Raw genomic sequence first — 18,133 nt, 5'->3', positions numbered from 1 at the left:
TAAAATAGGCATGCCCAGCGATAAACAGTTTCCCAACATTTGGCTCCGCTCTTTCTTTGGCTTCAGCCCCGAGGAAGACGGCTACATCGGCTGGTCCAAAGAAACCAATCGCCAGCACGTCATGGACAAGATTGCACCAGGTGATCTCATCATGATCTATGGGGCCGGGTCCGGCAGCACGAACCCTGGCGACAAGCTGCGGATACTGGGTTTCCTACAGATCGAACCCACTGCTATTCGGGATATCGACAAGGCTTCGGCCACAGGAATGAAGCGCAAGCAAGACAATGGCTGGTCAGATAAATGGACCTATGCAATGCCTGTCCGCCGCGCTTGGCGGGTGAACACTCCGGCTCGGCTCGACCAGATTGCCTTTCGGACCTACCAGCCGGAAAAGGGACGCGCGATCGCGGCCTGGAGCCCAAGCATCGAACCCGACGAAATCGAAAAGGCAATGGCACTGCATGTGACCGAAGTGCCTGTCTACGGGGAGCCTGATCTGGTTGGAGGCTCGGTGAACGCGCCGCTGAGGGAAGCCTTTGGGAGCAACAAACGCCCCTTCCAGCCTGCGGACTTTCCAGCCTCATATGCAAAGTTCCAAGACCTCGTAACGCAGAAATCCGACGTGCCCTTCACACGCTTTGATGAGGGCCTGATTGCAGCTTGGGAAAGCTACAAACCACGAGTTCGGGACTATGCGCTGCAATTGCTGGCGGCAGACCAATGGACGGAAGGTCAGATCGGCTCCGGCAACATCCTGGAGAAAGTCATCTCGTCCATCGAGATCCAGGCGACGCACGGAGACCGCACGAACAACATGGTCTTCTGGCAGAACCGATATGGACATGCGCAGCGCGACCATCGCTCTATGCTCGAAGCACAACGTAGCACTTCAGACCGCCAGCGGTTCGAGCGCCTGTTCTTCGATCTGTATCGCAGCGGCCGCGATGAAGGGTCAATCTTCGAAGACCTGCGCGACATCACGGACGGGAAGTATCCTCTGCTGGCCTACCTGTTCTTCCTCAAGGACATGGATCGCTTCATGCCGATCCAACCAACGGGTTTCGACAGGGTGTTCGGTGAGCTCGGCATCGATCTCAAGACGCTCCGGAACTGTTCATGGGAGAACTACCAGGCTTTCAACAGCGTCCTGAATGATCTGAGGAGCGACATCGCGAACCAGGCCGGTCTGAAAGGCGTGAGGCTGATCGACGTCCACTCCTGGTGCTGGCTTTTCAGCACACTCTTGAAGCAGGCTGCCAACGGCGAATTGAAAGCCAGCGGCAAAGTCAACGATCGGCATCTGGGTGCCCGTGAGAAGTCGATCGCGGACATCAAATATTCGGTCAACAAGACAGTGTTCAACTCGAACGGTCAGGTGGTTCCCAGAACGGTCAAAGACAAAGAGCTCCGCATGACCGACGCAGAGTTGGACAAGCGCATCCGCGACTTGCTGGAGATTCAGGGGAATCGGTGCGCGATCACCGGTCTTCCGTTTCAGTTCCAAGGCGCTCATGACGACCCAAACATGCTACCGTCCCTGGATCGGATCGACAGCAACGGTCACTATGAAGCATCAAACGTGCAGCTCGTTTGCCGGTTCATCAACTTTTGGAAACAGGCCGCCGACGACGCCGAGTTTCGGAGACTGATCATGCTTGTCCGCGATGCAGAGTCACGGCCTGCAACCTCTCAATAAGCATTGGCTCCCATATGCCCATTCTCATCACGCCCCGCCCCTCAAATGAGTGCGAATTCACAGAGTGGTCAATACGTGACTCGGAACGAAGCCAACTCGTTTCGGCCCTGGCTTATCTTTACATCCAGCAAGAAGAGAACGCTCTGCGAGTTATATCAGAACTGGAACCGAAAAAGCGGCCGCCAAAGGGTCGGATCGTTGATAACGTTATTGCCAAATTGGCCGGCCCAAAGCAGATCGACCTGGACCTCCTTCACAACGGAACCCCAAAAGAAAAGGACCAGGCAAAAAATAGAACGAGAACAGCGATATGGCATCGCGACGGTCTCTTGTTTCAACACTTGTCGTGGATAGTCGCTCGTCGCGCAGCCCCCCAAGCCTATATGACTTCGCCACATGTAAGACAGGCCGACAAAGGCTTCGATGGGTTCATCATTGAGTTCGACGAAACACACTCGCGACTCGAACGCATAATCCTTTGTGAAGACAAAGCATCCGAAGATCCGCGCCCCCTAATCACAAAGAGCGTTTGGAAGGAAATTTCTGAAATACGCCGAGGCGACCGAGATGACGAGATTCTTGCTGACCTGACGACGCTTTTGAAAGGCGTTCCGGACCTTGACAACGAAGCCAAGGAAGAAGTCGTTGATGCCATCTTCTGGGAGAACGTGCGCCAATTTCGCGTTTCGGTAGCAACAAGTGAGGACCACCGCAGCGCTGACGGATTTGACCACATTTTGAGAGGTTTTGAGACTATCGCCCCAGGGCCGATCACCTCGCGGATGGGCGGGGTCATAGCTTTTGGAAATGTGCGTCAAGGCCTCGAGAATCTTGCCAAGGAAGTAGCTGAAAAAGTGCGAGAAATCGCAAAGCTGGAGGACCCCTCGATTGTTCGATGATAGCTCTCGCCGCTTACTGCGCTCTGCGCCGGACTTGCCCGGTCTGGATGCCGATACATTGGATCAATTTCTGACGGCTGCACATATGGAGCTGGCTACAATCCGCGCAAGAGCCACTGACGGCGAAGGTGCGTTCACAATCCCAATGCTTGATCGTGTGCGCCGCTTGGCCACAACTTTTGAAGCTTATGTTGCTCTAAATCTTCGACCTGAGCAAACCAGTGCAACAGCCTTTGTCGCCGCCAGTGCATACCAGATCATCTCACAAGCCACGACCCGGCCAAACACTGCGCCCACGTCGCTTACAAGCGATGCAGTAGGCGCATCTCTTTCCAGCACGCTGCTCTTCTTGATCGCAGACCGTGCAGCAGATGCTTCTGAAGCTGCCCTGCAACTTCGTGCACGCGGCGAGCCACGAGCCACGAGACGTTCGCTGATTTTGTCGATCAGAGAATTTGCCAGGGGCGATCTATTGGCAGTCACCGAACGCGATTTAGACAGCGACTGGATACCCGACGAAGACACCCGTGAAGACGCAGCCGATTATCTGTTTCGGGAGTGCGCTTATGCGCTTCAGACGCTTGCAAGCGAAGCACTCGGCGGCATCAAAGAAAGAGAGCTCGTCGAGCATCGACTATTAAAGGTAATTTCCCTGGCTGATACAAAGGAAGTTACACTTCCCTCAGAATTTGACATCATAGTGCAAGAACAATTTGCAGGCCCACACCATCTTGCCACTTTGCTCTTGCGTCTATTGCCAAGAACCCGCGCGACAATGCTGGTAAATACGACTCCTCCGAAAGGTGCCGATCCAACATCTTGGAAGCAATGGGTTCTCTCTCAGTCGCAAACGCGCCCATTCCTTTGGACAAACCACCTGAAAGCCGTCGGAACTGGTTACCTGAGCCGTGGAAATTCCATGGTCATGACTTCGCCTACTGGCTCGGGCAAAACAACTTTGTCCATCCTAAAAATCGCTGCAACACTGTGCGCTGGGGAAAGCGTTGTTTACCTTGCCCCAACGCATGCCCTGGTGGATCAAGTAGAAGCCGATCTTACAGGGGAAGTAGGCAATCTTGAACCTACAAGCGTCGAAGAAACGTCTCTGGATGAACTGGGCGATAGGCTTCCACCTTTGTCAGTCATGACCCCAGAAAGGTGTCTTGCACTGCTCGGTTCTGCTCCAGAGCTGTTCGACAAGGTTGGCCTCCTGGTCTTTGACGAATTTCACTTGATAGGAACCGATGACCCGAAGCGCACATCAAAGATCAATCCCAGAGCAATTGATGCGATGCTGTCGCTTCTGTCGTTCATGGCTAACAGACCAGATGCAGATCTACTGCTTTTGTCCGCCATGGTCTCCAACGGAGAAGAAATTTCAAAATGGCTGAATTCATTTGGTGACAAGGCTGCCAAATATTTCAACGACCCTTGGAAACCAACCCGTCAGTTGCGCTCATGCGTTATTTACGACGACGCCGAAGTCCGTCACGCCATGGCAAATGCAGACAAAGCTGAGACGAAAAGCGGTCGAAAACACCTACCAGTAAAACCCTATGGTTTGTTTTCACTGGTGTCAGGTTGGCACCCCCAAAACCCTGAAAAACTTGCAGTCCGCAGACTCACAGAGCAAGCGCCACCGCTCACTCGCAGCCAGAGCGGATATCCAACTTCGAACCGAAATATTGTAGCATCGCAGATCGCAGCAGAGTTCGCCGCCAGCGGAAAACGGGTTATCGTTTTCTGCCAAGATACACGAGGGTGCAGCAGTGTCGCCTCCGCGATCGACGACCTTCTCGAGCCAGCCAAGGTCGATTTGGACGAGGCACAGAAGGCTATGCTCAGTTCAATTATCATGGATGTCGGATCTTCAAAGGCGGCATACAGCCCGAAGGATCGCCGTGCAGCTGTCCACCATGGAGACTTACTTCCATTGGAGAGACGTCTGACAGAAAGTGTTTTTCGGACTCGTCGAAATCCAGACGAACCAAACCATGGGCTCGAAGTAATCGCAGCAACTTCAACTATTTCTCAGGGTCTAAATCTCCCCTGCGATGTCGTGATTTTGGCGGGAACTGACAGGAGCGTTCAAGACGATCCTGATGGAAATCCCCGCTCCGACCTTCTACCACATGAGATCCTAAACTCCCTTGGTCGAGCTGGGCGTGCCGGCTATTCCGCAACCGGCCTGGCAATTGTTGTTCCGGCTCATCCAATTCGCATAAATCCAAACGACTTGAAATTTACGAAAAACCAGAAGCCCCTTTCGATTGTCTTTTCAGATCAGGACGCTTGCGAAGATGTCGTCGACCCCATCGCATTGTTGCTGGACCAAGTAGAGGCATCTGAAGGCAGCAGCTCCCCAAAAATTCAGGCCATGATTCGCCGCTTGTCATCTGTCTCCAACGATGGGGTGACAGGTTTCGACAGCATTGCGAAACGCTCATTAGGTTACTTTGTCAAAAAATCACTCGACGAAAAGAAAGCCGACGCATGGCTCGAGTCACGGAAAATCGCACTTCAGTATGCACATACAAAACTTCAAGACCCACCTGTCCTTGAATGGCAAAAGGAACTGGCGGTCAGAAATGGAATCCCCCCTGAAATCATCGAACGCTTGACCAGCGCTATTGGCCAAGCACCAACATCCTCTACTAGCACTGTTGCGTGGGTTGGATGGCTCCTGGACTTGACAATTAAGTCACCTATCGAACTTTCACTCTTTATTCGAGAGACCTCGCTCCAGGCCGTATTTGGACGCGCTTACACCAATCGTCCAGATCGCGAGACGGCTGCTCTACAAATTGTTCAAGCAATCAAAGAACTGACAGGAATGTGGTGCTCGGGAAGCACTCTACTGGAAATGGAATCTTGGCTCCTGCTATTCATTCGTAAATACGAGGGAGCCGTCAAACAGCAAGCTTCGAAATCCTCGACGGCCCACAGGGCTCGCCGGTTCGCAATCCGAATTTTGCCTGATCTGGGGTTTCTTTGCGGCCTGCTGGATCAAGTCGCAAGGCGCATGGAGCTTGAAACAGGCTTCGCGCCGCCTCCGGTCGTCGAATTTCTTCAGCAAATGGTGAAAGCCGGCGACTACGACATGCACCACAACGCCTTTCGACTTGAAACCATCAGCACTTCTCGAGTTGGGGCATTCAATAGCTTTCAAGAAATAAAAAGCAAATTCACCGCAGATCCGTCGAAATCTATCGAAGAGGTTCGTGAAGAAGTCAGGACCGCAATTGTAGGCAGTTTGTTCGATTCCTTGGGTGACTTGGACGACGAGTAGCAGAAACTGTTGCCGCGTCAGTATCAGCCAGCATCGGCGAGTTTCCCCCAGAAGAACCCGCCTTTGCTGCCTGAAATCAAGAGGCGCAATTCACGTTTTCGTATCACCACACCTGCGACGCAAGCCCAGATACCTAATTGAAATATTGGTTTTCAAGGCGACGAACAGAAATTTCTGCTTCCTGAAAAAAAGTTACTTCGCCTCCTGACAAACCAGCCAATCTTCTTGTTGAAGCGTCTGAAGTGAGGACGTGGACGAACTTGACGTTGACCGAATTGGGTCAACACCAGCAAGGAGATTTCCTATGCCCCGTGACTACCAGTTCACACCTCGCCATGTTGACTTCATCCTGACCAATGCCGGCGCGCTATGCTCGGCTGCGTCTCTCTTGGGCGGCGACGCCGCCGAGAAACGCGTGAAGCGCCTCGTCGATGACATGTGCATCGTCTCGCCGGTGACCCGCAGCATGAACCGCCAGCTCGACATGCTCGAAGACCTCCTGGCGCTACGTCACGTAGATGATCCGGAACGGATCGAAGCGGAGCGCTTCGCAATGATCGACCCTGGAAGCCCGGTGGTAGAGGAGATCTGCCTTTTGCTCGACGGCCTGCGTGAAGCAAGGAGCTCAATCGATTACTTCGCAGCGTGATCCAAACTGGCGCGCAACGCGCGCCAACTTGAAACCTTGGCAAACCGCCCAAGGCACTTCTGAGGAGAATTGCATGACATTCCTTCCGACGACATCCGGGTCCCCCATCACAGAACTTGCTGCGGATGCTTTTGCCTCCCGACGCCGCCTGCAATCCGCGGCACAGGATGTCCGCGAGTGGCTGCCGCTATCAGCACGCTTCGATCTGGATCACTTCCTGAGCCTTCCACCAGACCGCCTGCTGTCGGCTGTTGAACTTGCCTCCGCTGCCGATCTCATCCCAAGACTGAGGGACACAGTGGCACAGGCCGGAGGAGCACCTGTTGTTGAGCATACCGAGGAAGGCGAGCTTTTCACAGTCGGAGGCACTGAGGCCGGTCGACAGCTTCAGATCGTTCTGGATCACCTTGCGGAGCTGCTGCGGCAAGCATGGCTGGTGTCCGATCGGCTGGCAGCCGAAGCCGCGATAGAGACGCTCCAAGGGACATTGGCCACCAGAAATGGAGGGCAGCCATCCGGCTAACGTCAAAGCAGCTCCGAACCCAGGTGTATTCGTCAGGTCATTGAGGCCGTCTTCGAGCGAACACCATTCGACCATCTTTGAGATGGAAGAAGGCCGCGGGAAACCGCGGCCTTTAGTTTTGCCTTCCGTCATCCTGCAACCCCGTGGTCCCACCGCTTCGCGACATCGGTCACACTGAACACTCTCAGCAGAGACTCCGACTGTAGTCTAAATCGGGTTGAACCGACGCGAGAGCATTACCTGCCTCTCCTGGGCGCGAGATTCAGTTCCGACACGCATCGCACCGCGCATGTCGGGAACGGCAATAATGTTCACGGTTTTCGAGAAAAGCACCCGGATTTACTCTCAAAGCGCTCGGTTTCTCAATTTTCTATTTTGACGATCCGCCTGCCGGAACCATCTTCACATCAAATGAGAAAACCACTGGGATCAGATCCCAGTGGTCAGTATTTGCTTTCATAATGGCCAAAAAACTACCGGCACTGGCCATTAATCGGTTTCAGTTTCACCGTTTCAACCAAGGCGATGCCCCGTCAGCCGCATTTGGAATAGCCGCAGCTGCCGCAGGTCTTGCAGCCCTCGACCATGCGCAGATCGTGGCTGCCGCAGCTGGAGCACGAGGGGCCGCGGGGTGCCTCGTTGATGGCGACGACTTCGGCGCCGGATTCGTGGGGGTCGGACTTCAGGCCCAGGCCCTCGCCCTCGATGAAGCCGATGGCGATCATGTGTTGCTCGATCACGCCGCCGATGGCCGCAAGGATCGAGGGGACGTATTTGCCGCCCATCCACGCACCGCCGCGCGGGTCGAACACGGCCTTCAGTTCCTCGACCACGAACGAGACGTCACCGCCGCGCCGGAACACGGCCGAGATCATTCGGGTCAGGGCCACGGTCCAGGCGAAATGCTCCATGTTCTTGGAGTTGATGAAGACCTCGAACGGGCGGCGGTGGCCGTTCAGCAGAATGTCGTTGCAGGTGATGTAGATCGCATGTTCGGTATTGGGCCACTTGACCTTGTAGGTGTTGCCCTCCAGCGCCTCGGGGCGGTCCAGCGGCTCGGAGATGTAGACCACGTCGCCGTGGGGCGTATTGGGGTCGGACTCGTCGCGGGTGACGACCTCGGGGGCGCGGGCGTCTCCAAACAGGATCCAGCCGGGATCTACCTGAAACTTGTCGCCAATCAGCTTAGCTGCGTCTCTTGAAATTTCATTGTCGCCGGTGAGCCAATTGTTATAGCGCGATTTCGATATGCCAAGAGCCTCGCAAGCGCTCACTTGCGTTTCATATCCAGCGTTTCTCTGTGCCCATTTCACTCGTTCCACAGGCGTTGTCAGCTCCTCGGCTTCCGGCTTCTTCTCCTCGGACACGCTCAGCACGCTGCCGGTCACGTCGTTGGGCCGGTAGGTGGTGCAGCCTTTGCAGCCCTGATCCCATGCGGCCATGTAGACCTCTTTGAAATCGTCGAAGCTGATGTCCTCGGGGCAGTTGATGGTCTTCGAGATGGAGCTGTCGACCCAGGGCTGCACGGCGGCCTGCATGCGCACGTGATCCAGCGGCGCAAGGGTCTGGGCGTTGACGAAATAGTCGGGCAGCTCCTTGTCGCCGAACTTCTCGCGCCACATCTGCACGGCGTAATCCACGACCTCTTCCTCGGTGCGGGTGCCGTCCTTTTGCAGCACCTTGCGGGTGTAGGCATAGGCGAAGACGGGCTCGATCCCCGAGCTGACGTTGCCGGCGTAAAGGCTGATGGTGCCGGTGGGCGCGATCGAGGTCAGCAGGGCGTTGCGGATGCCGTGGGTGGCGATGGCCTCGCGCACGTCCTCGTCCATATCCTCGAGCGAGCCGCTGGCGAGGTATTTCTCGGCGTCGAACAGCGGAAAGGCCCCCTTCTCGCGGGCAAGCTCGGTCGAGGCGAGGTAGGCCGCGCGGGCGATGGCCTTCAGCCACTTGCCCGACTGTGCCGCGGCCTCTTCCGAGCCGTAGCGCAGGCCGACCATCAGCAGCGCGTCGGCAAGGCCGGTGACGCCCAGGCCGATCCGGCGCTTGGCCTCGGCCTCCTGCTTCTGGGCCTCCAGCGGGAAGCGGCTGGCGTCGACCACGTTGTCCATCATCCGCACGGCGGTGGCGACCAGATCCGAAAGCTCCGCCTCGTCCAGTGCCGCGGCATCGCCGAAGGGATCCGTGACCAGCCGCGCCAGGTTGATTGAACCCAGCAGGCAGGCGCCATAGGGCGGCAGGGGCTGCTCGCCGCAGGGGTTGGTGGCGGCGATGGTCTCGCAATAGGCCAGGTTGTTCTTCTGGTTGATGCGGTCGATGAAGATCACGCCCGGCTCGGCGTAGTCGTAAGTCGAGCGCATGATCCGGTTCCACAGATCGCGGGCCTGAACCGTGCGGTAGACCTTGTCGTCGAATTTCAGATCCCAGCTGCCGTCGGCCTTGACGGCCTCCATGAAGGGGTCGGTGACCAGCACGGACATGTTGAACATCCGCAGGCGGGCCGGGTCCGACTTGGCGGTGATGAAGGATTCGATGTCCGGGTGGTCGCAGCGCATGGTCGCCATCATTGCCCCGCGACGGGAACCGGCGGACATGATCGTGCGGCACATGGCGTCCCAGACATCCATGAACGACAGCGGCCCCGAGGCGTCGGCGGCCACGCCCATCACGCCCGCGCCGCGCGGCCGGATGGTTGAGAAGTCATAGCCGATTCCCCCGCCCTGCTGCATGGTCAGCGCGGCTTCCTTCAGCATGTCGAAGATGCCGCCCATGCTGTCGGGGATGGTCCCCATCACGAAACAGTTGAACAGGGTGACCGCGCGACCGGTCCCGGCGCCGGCGGTTATCCGACCGGCGGGCAGGAAGCGAAAGTCTTCCAGGGCCTCGAAAAATTTGCCTTCCCACTTGGCCGGATCCGCCTCGACCGCCGCCGTGGCGCGGGCAATGCGGCGCCAGCTGTCCTCGACCGTCTTGTCGATCGCGGTTCCATCGGCCTCCTTGAAGCGGTATTTCATGTCCCAGATCTGCTCTGCGATGGGGGCGGAAAAACGGGTCATGAGGCAGTGTCCTGAAGTCTGGGAAAGGGTCTGTCAGATTACGCCCGAGACGGGGGTGCGGTCAACTTGCAGATATGCCTTTTCGGCTTATCTTTACGCAAGGTGTTGTGGAGCGGTCATGGTAGATCATATAAATCTGGTAAAACTCTGCGTCGGAGCCAAGTCGGTCGAAGACCTGGTGGCCTGGCAGAAAACCAAGCGGTCGCGCAACGCGGACGGCCTGCCCTGCCACGTCACCCGCATGTGGCCCAAGCGCGAGGCCGAGCTTCTGGCGGGCGGGTCGATCTTCTGGGTGATGAAGGGCCTGATCCAGGCGCGCCAGCGGATCAGCAGCTTGGAAGAGCGGGTCGGCGCCGACGGCATCCGCCGGTGCGCCATCGTGCTCGACCCCCGGATCATCCGCACCGAGGCCGCCCCCCGCCGCGCCTTCCAGGGCTGGCGCTACCTGCCGGTCGATCAGGCGCCCCGGGACCTGCCCGAAGGCCGCGCCTCCGAGGCATCGCTGCCCCCCGCCCTGCTTGCCGCACTGGCCGAGATCGGCGTGCGCTGACCCACGCCAGGTCTTGGCCTGGGCCTTAGCCTGCCAGACCCAGCGTCCGCGAAAGCGCGTCCAGCGTCCGGTCCTGACCTTCGTCGGTGGGCGCGGTCAACGAACGGAACAGCGTCGCCTGACTTTGGTGGATCGGCGCTTCTTCAAGGATCTTGAGGTGGTTGGCGCGCAGGGTCTCGCCCGACGAGGTGATGTCGGCGATAGCCTCGGCGGTGCCGTGCTTGACCGTGCCCTCGGTCGCACCTTGGCTGTCCACCAGCTGGTAATCGGCCACCCCGGCCCGGCGCAGGTATTCGCGCACCAGCCGGTGGTATTTCGTGGCCAGCCGCAGCCGGTGGCCGTGCCGCGCCCGGAAGGCAGCGGCGGCGGCATCCAGATCGTCCAGCGTGTCCACGTCGACCCAGAATTTCGGCACCGCGATCACCAGATCGGCGTGGCCGAAGCCCAGCGGCGCCAGTTCCTGCACCAGCCTGTCCCAACGCGGCAGCTTTTCGCGAACCAGGTCCGAGCCGGTGACGCCCAAGTGGATACGCCCTGCGGCCAGTTCGCGCGGGATCTCGCCCGCCGAAAGCAGCACCAGTTCGACCCCGTCGATCCCGCCGACGGCCCCCGCATATTCCCGGTCCGAGCCGGTGCGGCGAATGTCCACGCCCCGCTCCCCGAACCAGTCGAAGGTCTTTTCCATCAGCCGCCCCTTGGACGGCACCCCGAGACGTATGCTCATGCGCCGCCCTCCCGCAGGGCCAGTGTGACACCCGGGCGGATCACCCCGCCCACGGCCGGGATCGAATTGCCCTGCCCCAGCACCCCGGTCAGCGCGTCATAGCGCCCGCCCGTGGCCACCGGGGGCAGCTCGGGCCGGGCATCGGCGGCGAAGGCAAAGACGAAACCGTCGTAATATTCCATGCTGGCGCGGCCGTGGCTGCCGGCAAATTCCAGCGCGCCCGCGTCGATGCCGCGCGCGGCCAGGGCCTCCAGCCGGGCCTCGAACCGGTCGAGCGCGGGGGTCAGGCTCGCCATCTCGCGCGCCAGGTCGCGCAGTTGCTTCAAGGCCCCTTCGGCCGGCCCCTTCAGCGACAGGATGGCCGACAGCAACCGCGTCTCCTCGCCCGAAAGCGGCGCCTCGGCGGCATCCTCGTGCAGGGCCGCGATCCGGTCGCGGATCTCCTCGGCGGTGCGCAGGCCGATGGCCTTGCCGGCCCCCTTCAGCGGATCGCCCTCGCAGGCCAGCAGGGCGGCCCGGGTAGGCGGGACCGGCGCGCGACCGGAATACCGCTCCAGAAGGGCGCGGAACCGCGCCGGGCGCCAGATATGACGACGCAGGGCCGCCTTGCGCCGGGCCGTCGTGCTCAGCCCATCGACCGCCGCGATCAGCAGACCCATGTCGCCGGTGGTTGCCGTGACCGGCAGCCCCTGCAGGCAACCGGCGATGCGGGCGAAAACCTCGGCATCCGCCCCGGCCGGATCGGCCCCGTCGAACAGCTCGTAGCCGACCTGAAGATACTCGGTCTCCCGGTCGGGATCCTCCTCCTGACGGCGAAAGACCTTGCCGGCATAGGTGTAGCGGGCGGGCTCGGCCCCCTCGGCCATGTGCATCTGCACCACCGGCACGGTGAAGTCGGGGCGCAGCATCTGTTCGCCCCGCAGCGGGTCGGCGGTGGTGAAGGCGCGGGCGCGGATATCCTCGCCGTAGAGGTCCAGCAGCGTGTCGGCGGGCAGCAGCACGTCGGCTTCGACCTCGATCGCGCCCGCATCGCGGAAACAGGCCATCAGGCGCGCGGCCTCGGCGCGAACCTCGGGCGTGCGCCACATCAGCCGGCGGTCCGGGCCAGAATGCCGCGCACGGCGGCGACCAGATCGGTGCGGGGCACCTCGGACTGGGCGGGCTGGGCCTTCCACTCCTCCAGGCTGGCGCTTTGGGCGATCTCGGCGCCCAGCTTCAGGTCCTTGATCTGCACCACGCCGCGGGCGGCCTCGTCCCCGCCCTGGATGACGGCGACGGGGGCGCCCCGCCGGTCGGCATATTTCAACTGGTTGCCGAAGTTCTTGGGGTTGCCAAGGTAGACCTCGGCACGGATGCCGGCATTGCGCAGCTCGGCGACCATCGACTGGTAATCGGCCATGCGCTCACGGTCCATGACCGTGACGACGACGGGACCCTCTTCAGCGGTCTCCCCCAGCCCCTTGGCGGCCAGCGCCGCCAGCAGGCGGTCCACGCCGATCGAAACGCCAGTGGCCGGGACCGACTGACCGGTGAACCGCTTGACCAGATCGTCATAGCGTCCGCCCCCCGCGACCGAGCCGAACTGCCGCTTGCGGCCCTTTTCGTCCAGGATCTCGAAGGTCAGCTCGGCCTCGAACACCGGGCCGGTGTAATAGCCCAGCCCGCGCACGACCGAAGGGTCGATGACGATCCGGTCCGGGCCATAGCCCTGGGCGGCCAGCAGATCCGCGATCTGGCGCAGCTCGTCCACGCCCTCGCGCCCGACGACCGAGTCCCCGACCAGCTCGGACAGCCGCGCCACGGTGGCCGCCCCGTCCTCGCGCCGCGCCTCCATGAAGCCCATGACGACATCGGCCTGCGCCTCCGAGAGGCCCGCGCCCTTGGTGTAATCGCCGCTCTCGTCCTCGCGACCCGCGCCCAGCAGGGCGCGCACGCCCCCCGTCCCCAGCCGGTCCAGCTTGTCGATGGCCCGCAGCACGATGCCGCGCTCATCGGCGAAACGGTCGGGATCGGCGGGGTCCAGCACGCCGGCCACCTCCATCACCCCGTTCAGAACCTTGCGGTTGTTGACGCGCACGATGTAGTCGCCGCGCTGGATGCCAACCGCTTCCAGCGTGTCGGACAGCATGGCGCAGATCTCGGCGTCGGCGGCGACCGAGGGCGCGCCAACCGTGTCGGCATCGCATTGATAGAACTGGCGGAAACGCCCCGGCCCCGGCTTTTCGTTGCGCCAGACCGGGCCCATCGCATAGCGGCGGTATGGGGTGGGCAGATCGTTGCGGTGCTGGGCATAGACCCGTGCCAGAGGCGCTGTCAGGTCATAGCGCAGCGCCAGCCAGTCGCCGGGTTTCTCACCCTCGGCATCCTCCTGCCAGGCGAAGACGCCGGCGTTGGGGCGGTCGACATCGGGAAGGAACTTGCCCAGCGCCTCGACCGTCTCGACGGCCGAGCTTTCCAGCGCGTCGAACCCATAGCGGTGATAGACCTGCCCGATGATGTCCAGCATCGCCTTGCGGCCCTGCACCTCGGCCCCGAAATAATCGCGGAATCCCTTGGGGGTTTCCGCCTTGGGCCGGGGGGTCTTCTTCTGCTTGGCCATCGCTTACCGTCCTTCGCCGCTGTCGCCGAGCCGTGTATACGGGCTGGACGAGGCAGGCAAGACAGGGCAGGCAAGACAGGGCCCGCAGGCCCGCGCCCCGCCACGCCCAGAAAGGACCCCGGATGACCCCAGTCTTGCCGCCAAAGCAACCTTCCGAAGCGGATACCGACCTCGCGCGTCTGACCGGCGCCGAGGAACAGATCGCCCACCTGCAGCTTATGACCGACGAGCTGTCGCAGGTCGTCGCCGACCAGCAGGACCGCATCGCCCGGCTTGAAACCCGTGTCGAGATGCTGATGCGCCGCGAGGCGGGGCGCGAAAGCGATCAGGGCGGCTCCATCCCTTTGGGCGACGAGCGTCCGCCCCACTGGTAGGCCCCTTCAGTGTCGCGAAAATATCCCCGCCGGAGGCTCCGCCGGGGGCCAGGGGGCGCGCCGCTCAGATCTCCTCGACCATCACGACGCCGCCCAGCGACTTGATCGCGCCCTTGATCTGGGGGGTCACGGGGTAATCCTCGCCCACGGTCAGTTCGACCTCGCCGGGCAGGTCGGGCGACATCAGCCGGAACATCACCGGGCCGCCGCCGCGCAGCTTCTTGTCCTGCCGTGCGCGGTCCAGCACGCCGGCCACCGCCGGAATCGCCTCGGGCGCGTCGACGAAGACCCGCAGCCCGGCCGAGGTCACATCCGCGATGGCGTTGTCGATCGGCGCCACGCCGCGGGCCAGCAGTTTCAGCTGTTCGGATTCGTATGTCGCCTCGACCGTCACGATGACGCGGCTGCCGGTCTCAAGGTGGTCGCGCGACGCCTCCAGCGTGTCCGAGAACATCGTCACCTCGTACTGGCCGGTGGTGTCCGACAGCTGCACGAAGGCAAAGCGGTTGCCCTTGGCGGATTTGCGCTCCTGTCGGCTGGCAACGATGCCGGCCATCTTGGCGACGGCGGGGGCGCGTTCGACCTTGCGGGTGACCTCTTCCAGCGTCATCACGCCCTTGCGTTTCAGCGCGACCATGTAGTCGTCCAGCGGGTGACCCGATAGGTAGAACCCGACGGCGGCAAACTCCTCGCCCAGTCGCTCGGCCGGCAACCAGTCCTCGGTCGCGGGAAGGCGCGGCTCGGGCAGATCCTCGCCGGCCTCGCCGAAAAGCGACACCTGGTTCGAGTTGCGCTGCTCGTGGATCGCGGCCGAATAGGCGGTCAGCGCGTCCAGCGCCCCGAAGACACGGCGGCGGTTGCCGTCCAGCTGGTCGAAGGCCCCGGCGCGGGCCAGCATTTCCAGCGGCCGCTTGCCCACCCGTTTCAGATCCACCCGGCGGGCAAAGTCATGCAGGTTGACGAAGGGCTTGGTCTGCCCGTCCCCGTCGCGGGCCTCGGTGATCAGGCGCATGGCCTCGACGCCCACGTTCTTCAGCGCGCCCAGCGCGTAGACCACGCAGCCGTCGCGCACCGAAAAGGTCGCTTGCGAGCGGTTGACGCAAGGCGGCACGATCTCGATCCCCAGCCCGCCCCGGTCGGTGCTGCGACGCACCTCATCGGCGTAGACGGCCAGCTTTTCGGTCAGGTGCAGATCGCAGTTCATCACGCCGGCCATGAACTCGACCGGGTGGTTGGCCTTCAGCCATGCGGTCTGGTAGCTGACCACCGCATAGGCCGCGGCGTGGGATTTGTTGAAGCCGTAGTTGGCGAATTTCTCCAGCAGGTCGAAGACCTCGGAGGCCTTCTTGGCATCGACCCCGTTCTCGCCCGCGCCCTTCTCGAACTTGGGACGCTCGGCGTCCATCGCTTCCTTGATCTTCTTGCCCATCGCCCGGCGCAGAAGGTCGGCGCCGCCAAGGCTGTAGCCCGCCATGACCTGTGCGATCTGCATCACCTGTTCCTGATAGACGATGATGCCCTGGGTCTCGGCCAGGATGTGGTCGATCAGCGGGTGGACCGAGGTGATTTCCTTGAGGCCGTTCTTGACCTCGCAATAGGTGGGGATGTTCTCCATCGGGCCGGGACGGTATAGCGCCACCAGCGCCACGATGTCCTCGATGCAGGTGGGTTTCATGCGCCGGAGCGCGTCCATCATGCCCGAGCTTTCCACCTGAAACACCGCCACGGTCCGCGCGTCGGCGTAAAGGCGATAGGTCTTGGCGTCTTCCAGCGGGATGTGCCCGATGTCGTTCTCGGCCCCTTCGGCGGGCTCGTAAAGCGTGGTGCCGTCGGCGGCCTGATGCAAGGGGCGTCCACCGCCAAGGATCTGGTCGATGGCGTTCTGGATCACCGTCAGGGTCTTCAGGCCCAGAAAGTCGAATTTGACCAGACCGGCCTGTTCGACCCATTTCATGTTGAACTGGGTCGCCGGCATGTCCGAGCGCGGGTCCTGATAAAGCGGCACCAGCGCGTCCAGCGGCCGGTCCCCGATCACCACGCCCGCGGCGTGGGTGGAGGCGTTGCGCAACAGCCCCTCGACCTGCTGACCATAGGTCAGAAGCCGGTCCACGACCTCTTCCTCGCGGGCGGCCTCGCGCAGGCGCGGCTCGTCGATCAACGCCTGCGCGATCGAGACGGGCTTGACCCCCTCGACCGGGATCAGCTTAGACAGCCGGTCCACCTGACCGTAAGGCATCTGAAGCACCCGGCCCACGTCGCGCACGGCGGCTTTCGAGAGCAATGCGCCGAAGGTGATGATCTGGCCGACCTTGTCGCGGCCGTATTTTTCCTGAACGTAACGGATCACCTCTTCGCGGCGGTCCATGCAGAAGTCGATGTCGAAGTCGGGCATCGAGACCCGCTCGGGGTTGAGGAAGCGTTCGAACAGCAGCGAGTAGCGCAGCGGATCGAGATCGGTGATCGTCAGCGCATAGGCCACAAGGCTGCCCGCGCCCGAGCCCCGCCCCGGCCCGACGGGGATGTTGTTGTCCTTGGCCCATTTGATGAAGTCGGCCACGATCAGGAAATAGCCGGGAAAGCCCATCGACTCGATGATGCCCAGCTCGAACTCCAGCCGCTTTTCGTAATCCTCGACCGGGGCGGCGTGGGGGATCACGGCCAGACGCGCGGCCAGACCTTCCTTGGCCTGGCGGCGAAGCTCCTCGACCTCGTCGTCGGCGAACCGCGGCAGGATGGGGTCGCGGGTTTCGACCTTGAAGGCGCAGCGTTTGGCGATCTCTACGGTGTTTTCCAGCGCCTCGGGCAGATCGGCAAACAGCGCCGCCATCTCTTCCTGGGACTTGAAGTAATGCTGCGGTGTCAGGCGGCGGCGCGGGGCTTGCTGGTCGACATAGGCACCGTCGGCGATGCAGATCAGCGCGTCATGGGCCTCGTACATGTCGGTCTTGGGGAAATAGACATCGTTGGTCGCGACCAGCGGCAGCCCCTTGGCATAGGCCATCTCGACGAAGCCGCGCTCGGTCAGGCGCTCGGCCTCGGGCTGGCCGCTGTCGCCGGGGTGGCGCTGAAGCTCGATGTAGAGCCTGTCGGGGAAGGCCGCCGCAAGCCGGTCGGTCAACGCCTCGGCGCGAGGACGGCTGCCGGCTTGCAGCAGCGCGCCCAGCGGCCCGCCCGGCCCGCCGCTGAGGCAGATCAGCCCGCCGGCGTGGCGCTCCAGCTCCTCGAGGGTGATGGAGGGCAGCTCACCGCCCGCGTCGAGATAGGCGCAGGAGTTGAGCTTCATCAGGTTCATGTAACCCGTTTCATCCTGTGCCAGCAGGACGATCGGGGCCGGATCGCGGGGCTTTTCGCCCGGCGCGGGCGTCTCGTACATCAGGTCCACCTGGCAGCCGATGATCGGCTGCACCCCGGCGCGGGAGAGGGTCTCGGAGGCCTCCAGCGCGGCGAACATGTTGTTGGTGTCGGTGATGGCGACGGCGGGCATGGCCGCGGCCTGGCACAGGCCGGCCAACTTCTTGACCGGCACCGCCCCCTCGAGGAGCGAATACTCGGTGTGCAGGCGCAGGTGGATGAATCGGGGGGAGCTGCTCATGCCCGCACGATAGCGCGGCGGCGCGCCGGGGGCCACGGGGCAAAGCGCCCGCGGGGCGCCCTTGCCGGATGTGGCGCGGGCCGGGGCGGGCGGGCCGGCCTCCGGCGGGGATATTTTCACGACAATGATGGGGAGTTTTCGCCGGGACGGGGGCGGTTGCCGATGCTGCGGCGGGTGCGGTG

At 61.7% G+C, this 18,133-nt stretch carries 12 protein-coding genes; 6 read left to right on the top strand and 6 right to left on the bottom strand.

Going from position 1 to position 18,133, the window contains the following annotated elements:
* The first annotated feature begins 10 nt into the window (after window positions 1-10).
* The 4 genes from CLV77_RS16610 (at window position 11) to CLV77_RS15190 (ending at window position 6,536) form a co-directional block, all read left to right on the top strand.
* Window positions 11-1,699, top strand: a complete 1,689-nt coding sequence (locus CLV77_RS16610) for a hypothetical protein (protein WP_197685744.1) — start codon at window positions 11-13, stop codon at window positions 1,697-1,699.
* A gap of 14 nt (window positions 1,700-1,713) precedes the next feature.
* Window positions 1,714-2,598, top strand: coding sequence for a hypothetical protein (locus CLV77_RS15200; protein ID WP_076980389.1), 885 nt, complete (start codon window positions 1,714-1,716; stop codon window positions 2,596-2,598).
* A 34-nt stretch (window positions 2,599-2,632) separates the two neighbouring features.
* Window positions 2,633-5,887: a DEAD/DEAH box helicase gene (locus CLV77_RS15195; RefSeq protein ID WP_211285982.1), complete on the top strand. Its 3,255-nt coding sequence runs from the start codon at window positions 2,633-2,635 to the stop codon at window positions 5,885-5,887.
* Between the two features lie 304 nt (window positions 5,888-6,191).
* On the top strand, window positions 6,192-6,536 hold the full coding sequence (locus CLV77_RS15190) for a hypothetical protein (RefSeq protein WP_076980387.1): 345 nt from the start codon (window positions 6,192-6,194) through the stop codon (window positions 6,534-6,536).
* A gap of 190 nt (window positions 6,537-6,726) precedes the next feature.
* On the opposite strand, the gene CLV77_RS16445 is transcribed toward CLV77_RS15190, so the two are convergent.
* Together CLV77_RS16445 and CLV77_RS15180 are read right to left on the bottom strand one after the other, a co-directional pair.
* Complete coding sequence (locus CLV77_RS16445) at window positions 6,727-7,191, bottom strand: hypothetical protein (RefSeq protein WP_143815109.1); 465 nt, start codon at window positions 7,189-7,191, stop codon at window positions 6,727-6,729.
* A gap of 401 nt (window positions 7,192-7,592) precedes the next feature.
* On the bottom strand, window positions 7,593-10,112 hold the full coding sequence (locus CLV77_RS15180; protein WP_076980385.1) for an adenosylcobalamin-dependent ribonucleoside-diphosphate reductase: 2,520 nt from the start codon (window positions 10,110-10,112) through the stop codon (window positions 7,593-7,595).
* Between the two features lie 118 nt (window positions 10,113-10,230).
* On the opposite strand from CLV77_RS15180, the gene CLV77_RS15175 reads away from it, so the two are divergent.
* Complete coding sequence (locus CLV77_RS15175; RefSeq protein ID WP_076980384.1) at window positions 10,231-10,662, top strand: DUF1489 family protein; 432 nt, start codon at window positions 10,231-10,233, stop codon at window positions 10,660-10,662.
* 25 nt (window positions 10,663-10,687) lie between these two features.
* Here CLV77_RS15175 and hisG read toward each other — a convergent pair whose 3' ends face one another.
* The 3 genes from hisG to hisS are packed head-to-tail and all read right to left on the bottom strand — an operon-like array spanning window position 10,688 to window position 13,985.
* Entirely contained in the window at window positions 10,688-11,386 is a 699-nt protein-coding gene (gene hisG / locus CLV77_RS15170; protein WP_076980383.1) for an ATP phosphoribosyltransferase, read from the bottom strand.
* Window positions 11,383-12,474 carry an ATP phosphoribosyltransferase regulatory subunit gene (locus CLV77_RS15165; protein ID WP_076980382.1) on the bottom strand — a complete coding sequence of 364 codons (1,092 nt, stop codon included), beginning with the start codon at window positions 12,472-12,474 and terminating at the stop codon, window positions 11,383-11,385. Before CLV77_RS15165 ends, hisG begins: the two co-directional genes overlap by 4 nt.
* Complete coding sequence (hisS, locus tag CLV77_RS15160; RefSeq protein ID WP_076980381.1) at window positions 12,474-13,985, bottom strand: histidine--tRNA ligase; 1,512 nt, start codon at window positions 13,983-13,985, stop codon at window positions 12,474-12,476. Before hisS ends, CLV77_RS15165 begins: the two co-directional genes overlap by 1 nt.
* Before the next feature lie 122 nt (window positions 13,986-14,107).
* Here hisS and CLV77_RS16880 point away from each other — a divergent pair, with 122 nt between their 5' ends.
* Window positions 14,108-14,359 (top strand): SlyX family protein, encoded by a 252-nt coding sequence (locus CLV77_RS16880; RefSeq protein WP_076980380.1) that lies wholly within the window; start codon window positions 14,108-14,110, stop codon window positions 14,357-14,359.
* Window positions 14,360-14,423: 64 nt separating this feature from the next.
* Here the strand turns inward: CLV77_RS16880 and dnaE are convergent, their stop codons facing one another.
* Window positions 14,424-17,951, bottom strand: coding sequence for a DNA polymerase III subunit alpha (dnaE, locus tag CLV77_RS15150; RefSeq protein ID WP_076981149.1), 3,528 nt, complete (start codon window positions 17,949-17,951; stop codon window positions 14,424-14,426).
* Window positions 17,952-18,133: the final 182 nt, after the last annotated feature.

This window comes from Brevirhabdus pacifica (assembly GCF_002797755.1).
Taxonomy (GTDB): domain Bacteria; phylum Pseudomonadota; class Alphaproteobacteria; order Rhodobacterales; family Rhodobacteraceae; genus Brevirhabdus; species Brevirhabdus pacifica.
This window is presented reverse-complemented; position numbering and strand designations above follow the sequence as displayed.

Coding starts and splice junctions, on each gene's coding strand:
- CLV77_RS16610 (WP_197685744.1), top strand. CDS start 11: ATGCCCAGCGATAAACAGTTTCCCAACATTTGGCTCCGCTCTTTCTTT.
- CLV77_RS15200 (WP_076980389.1), top strand. CDS start 1,714: ATGCCCATTCTCATCACGCCCCGCCCCTCAAATGAGTGCGAATTCACA.
- CLV77_RS15190 (WP_076980387.1), top strand. CDS start 6,192: ATGCCCCGTGACTACCAGTTCACACCTCGCCATGTTGACTTCATCCTG.
- CLV77_RS16445 (WP_143815109.1), bottom strand. CDS start 7,191: ATGACGGAAGGCAAAACTAAAGGCCGCGGTTTCCCGCGGCCTTCTTCC.
- CLV77_RS15180 (WP_076980385.1), bottom strand. CDS start 10,112: ATGACCCGTTTTTCCGCCCCCATCGCAGAGCAGATCTGGGACATGAAA.
- CLV77_RS15175 (WP_076980384.1), top strand. CDS start 10,231: ATGGTAGATCATATAAATCTGGTAAAACTCTGCGTCGGAGCCAAGTCG.
- hisG (WP_076980383.1), bottom strand. CDS start 11,386: ATGAGCATACGTCTCGGGGTGCCGTCCAAGGGGCGGCTGATGGAAAAG.
- CLV77_RS15165 (WP_076980382.1), bottom strand. CDS start 12,474: ATGTGGCGCACGCCCGAGGTTCGCGCCGAGGCCGCGCGCCTGATGGCC.
- hisS (WP_076980381.1), bottom strand. CDS start 13,985: ATGGCCAAGCAGAAGAAGACCCCCCGGCCCAAGGCGGAAACCCCCAAG.
- CLV77_RS16880 (WP_076980380.1), top strand. CDS start 14,108: ATGACCCCAGTCTTGCCGCCAAAGCAACCTTCCGAAGCGGATACCGAC.
- dnaE (WP_076981149.1), bottom strand. CDS start 17,951: ATGAGCAGCTCCCCCCGATTCATCCACCTGCGCCTGCACACCGAGTAT.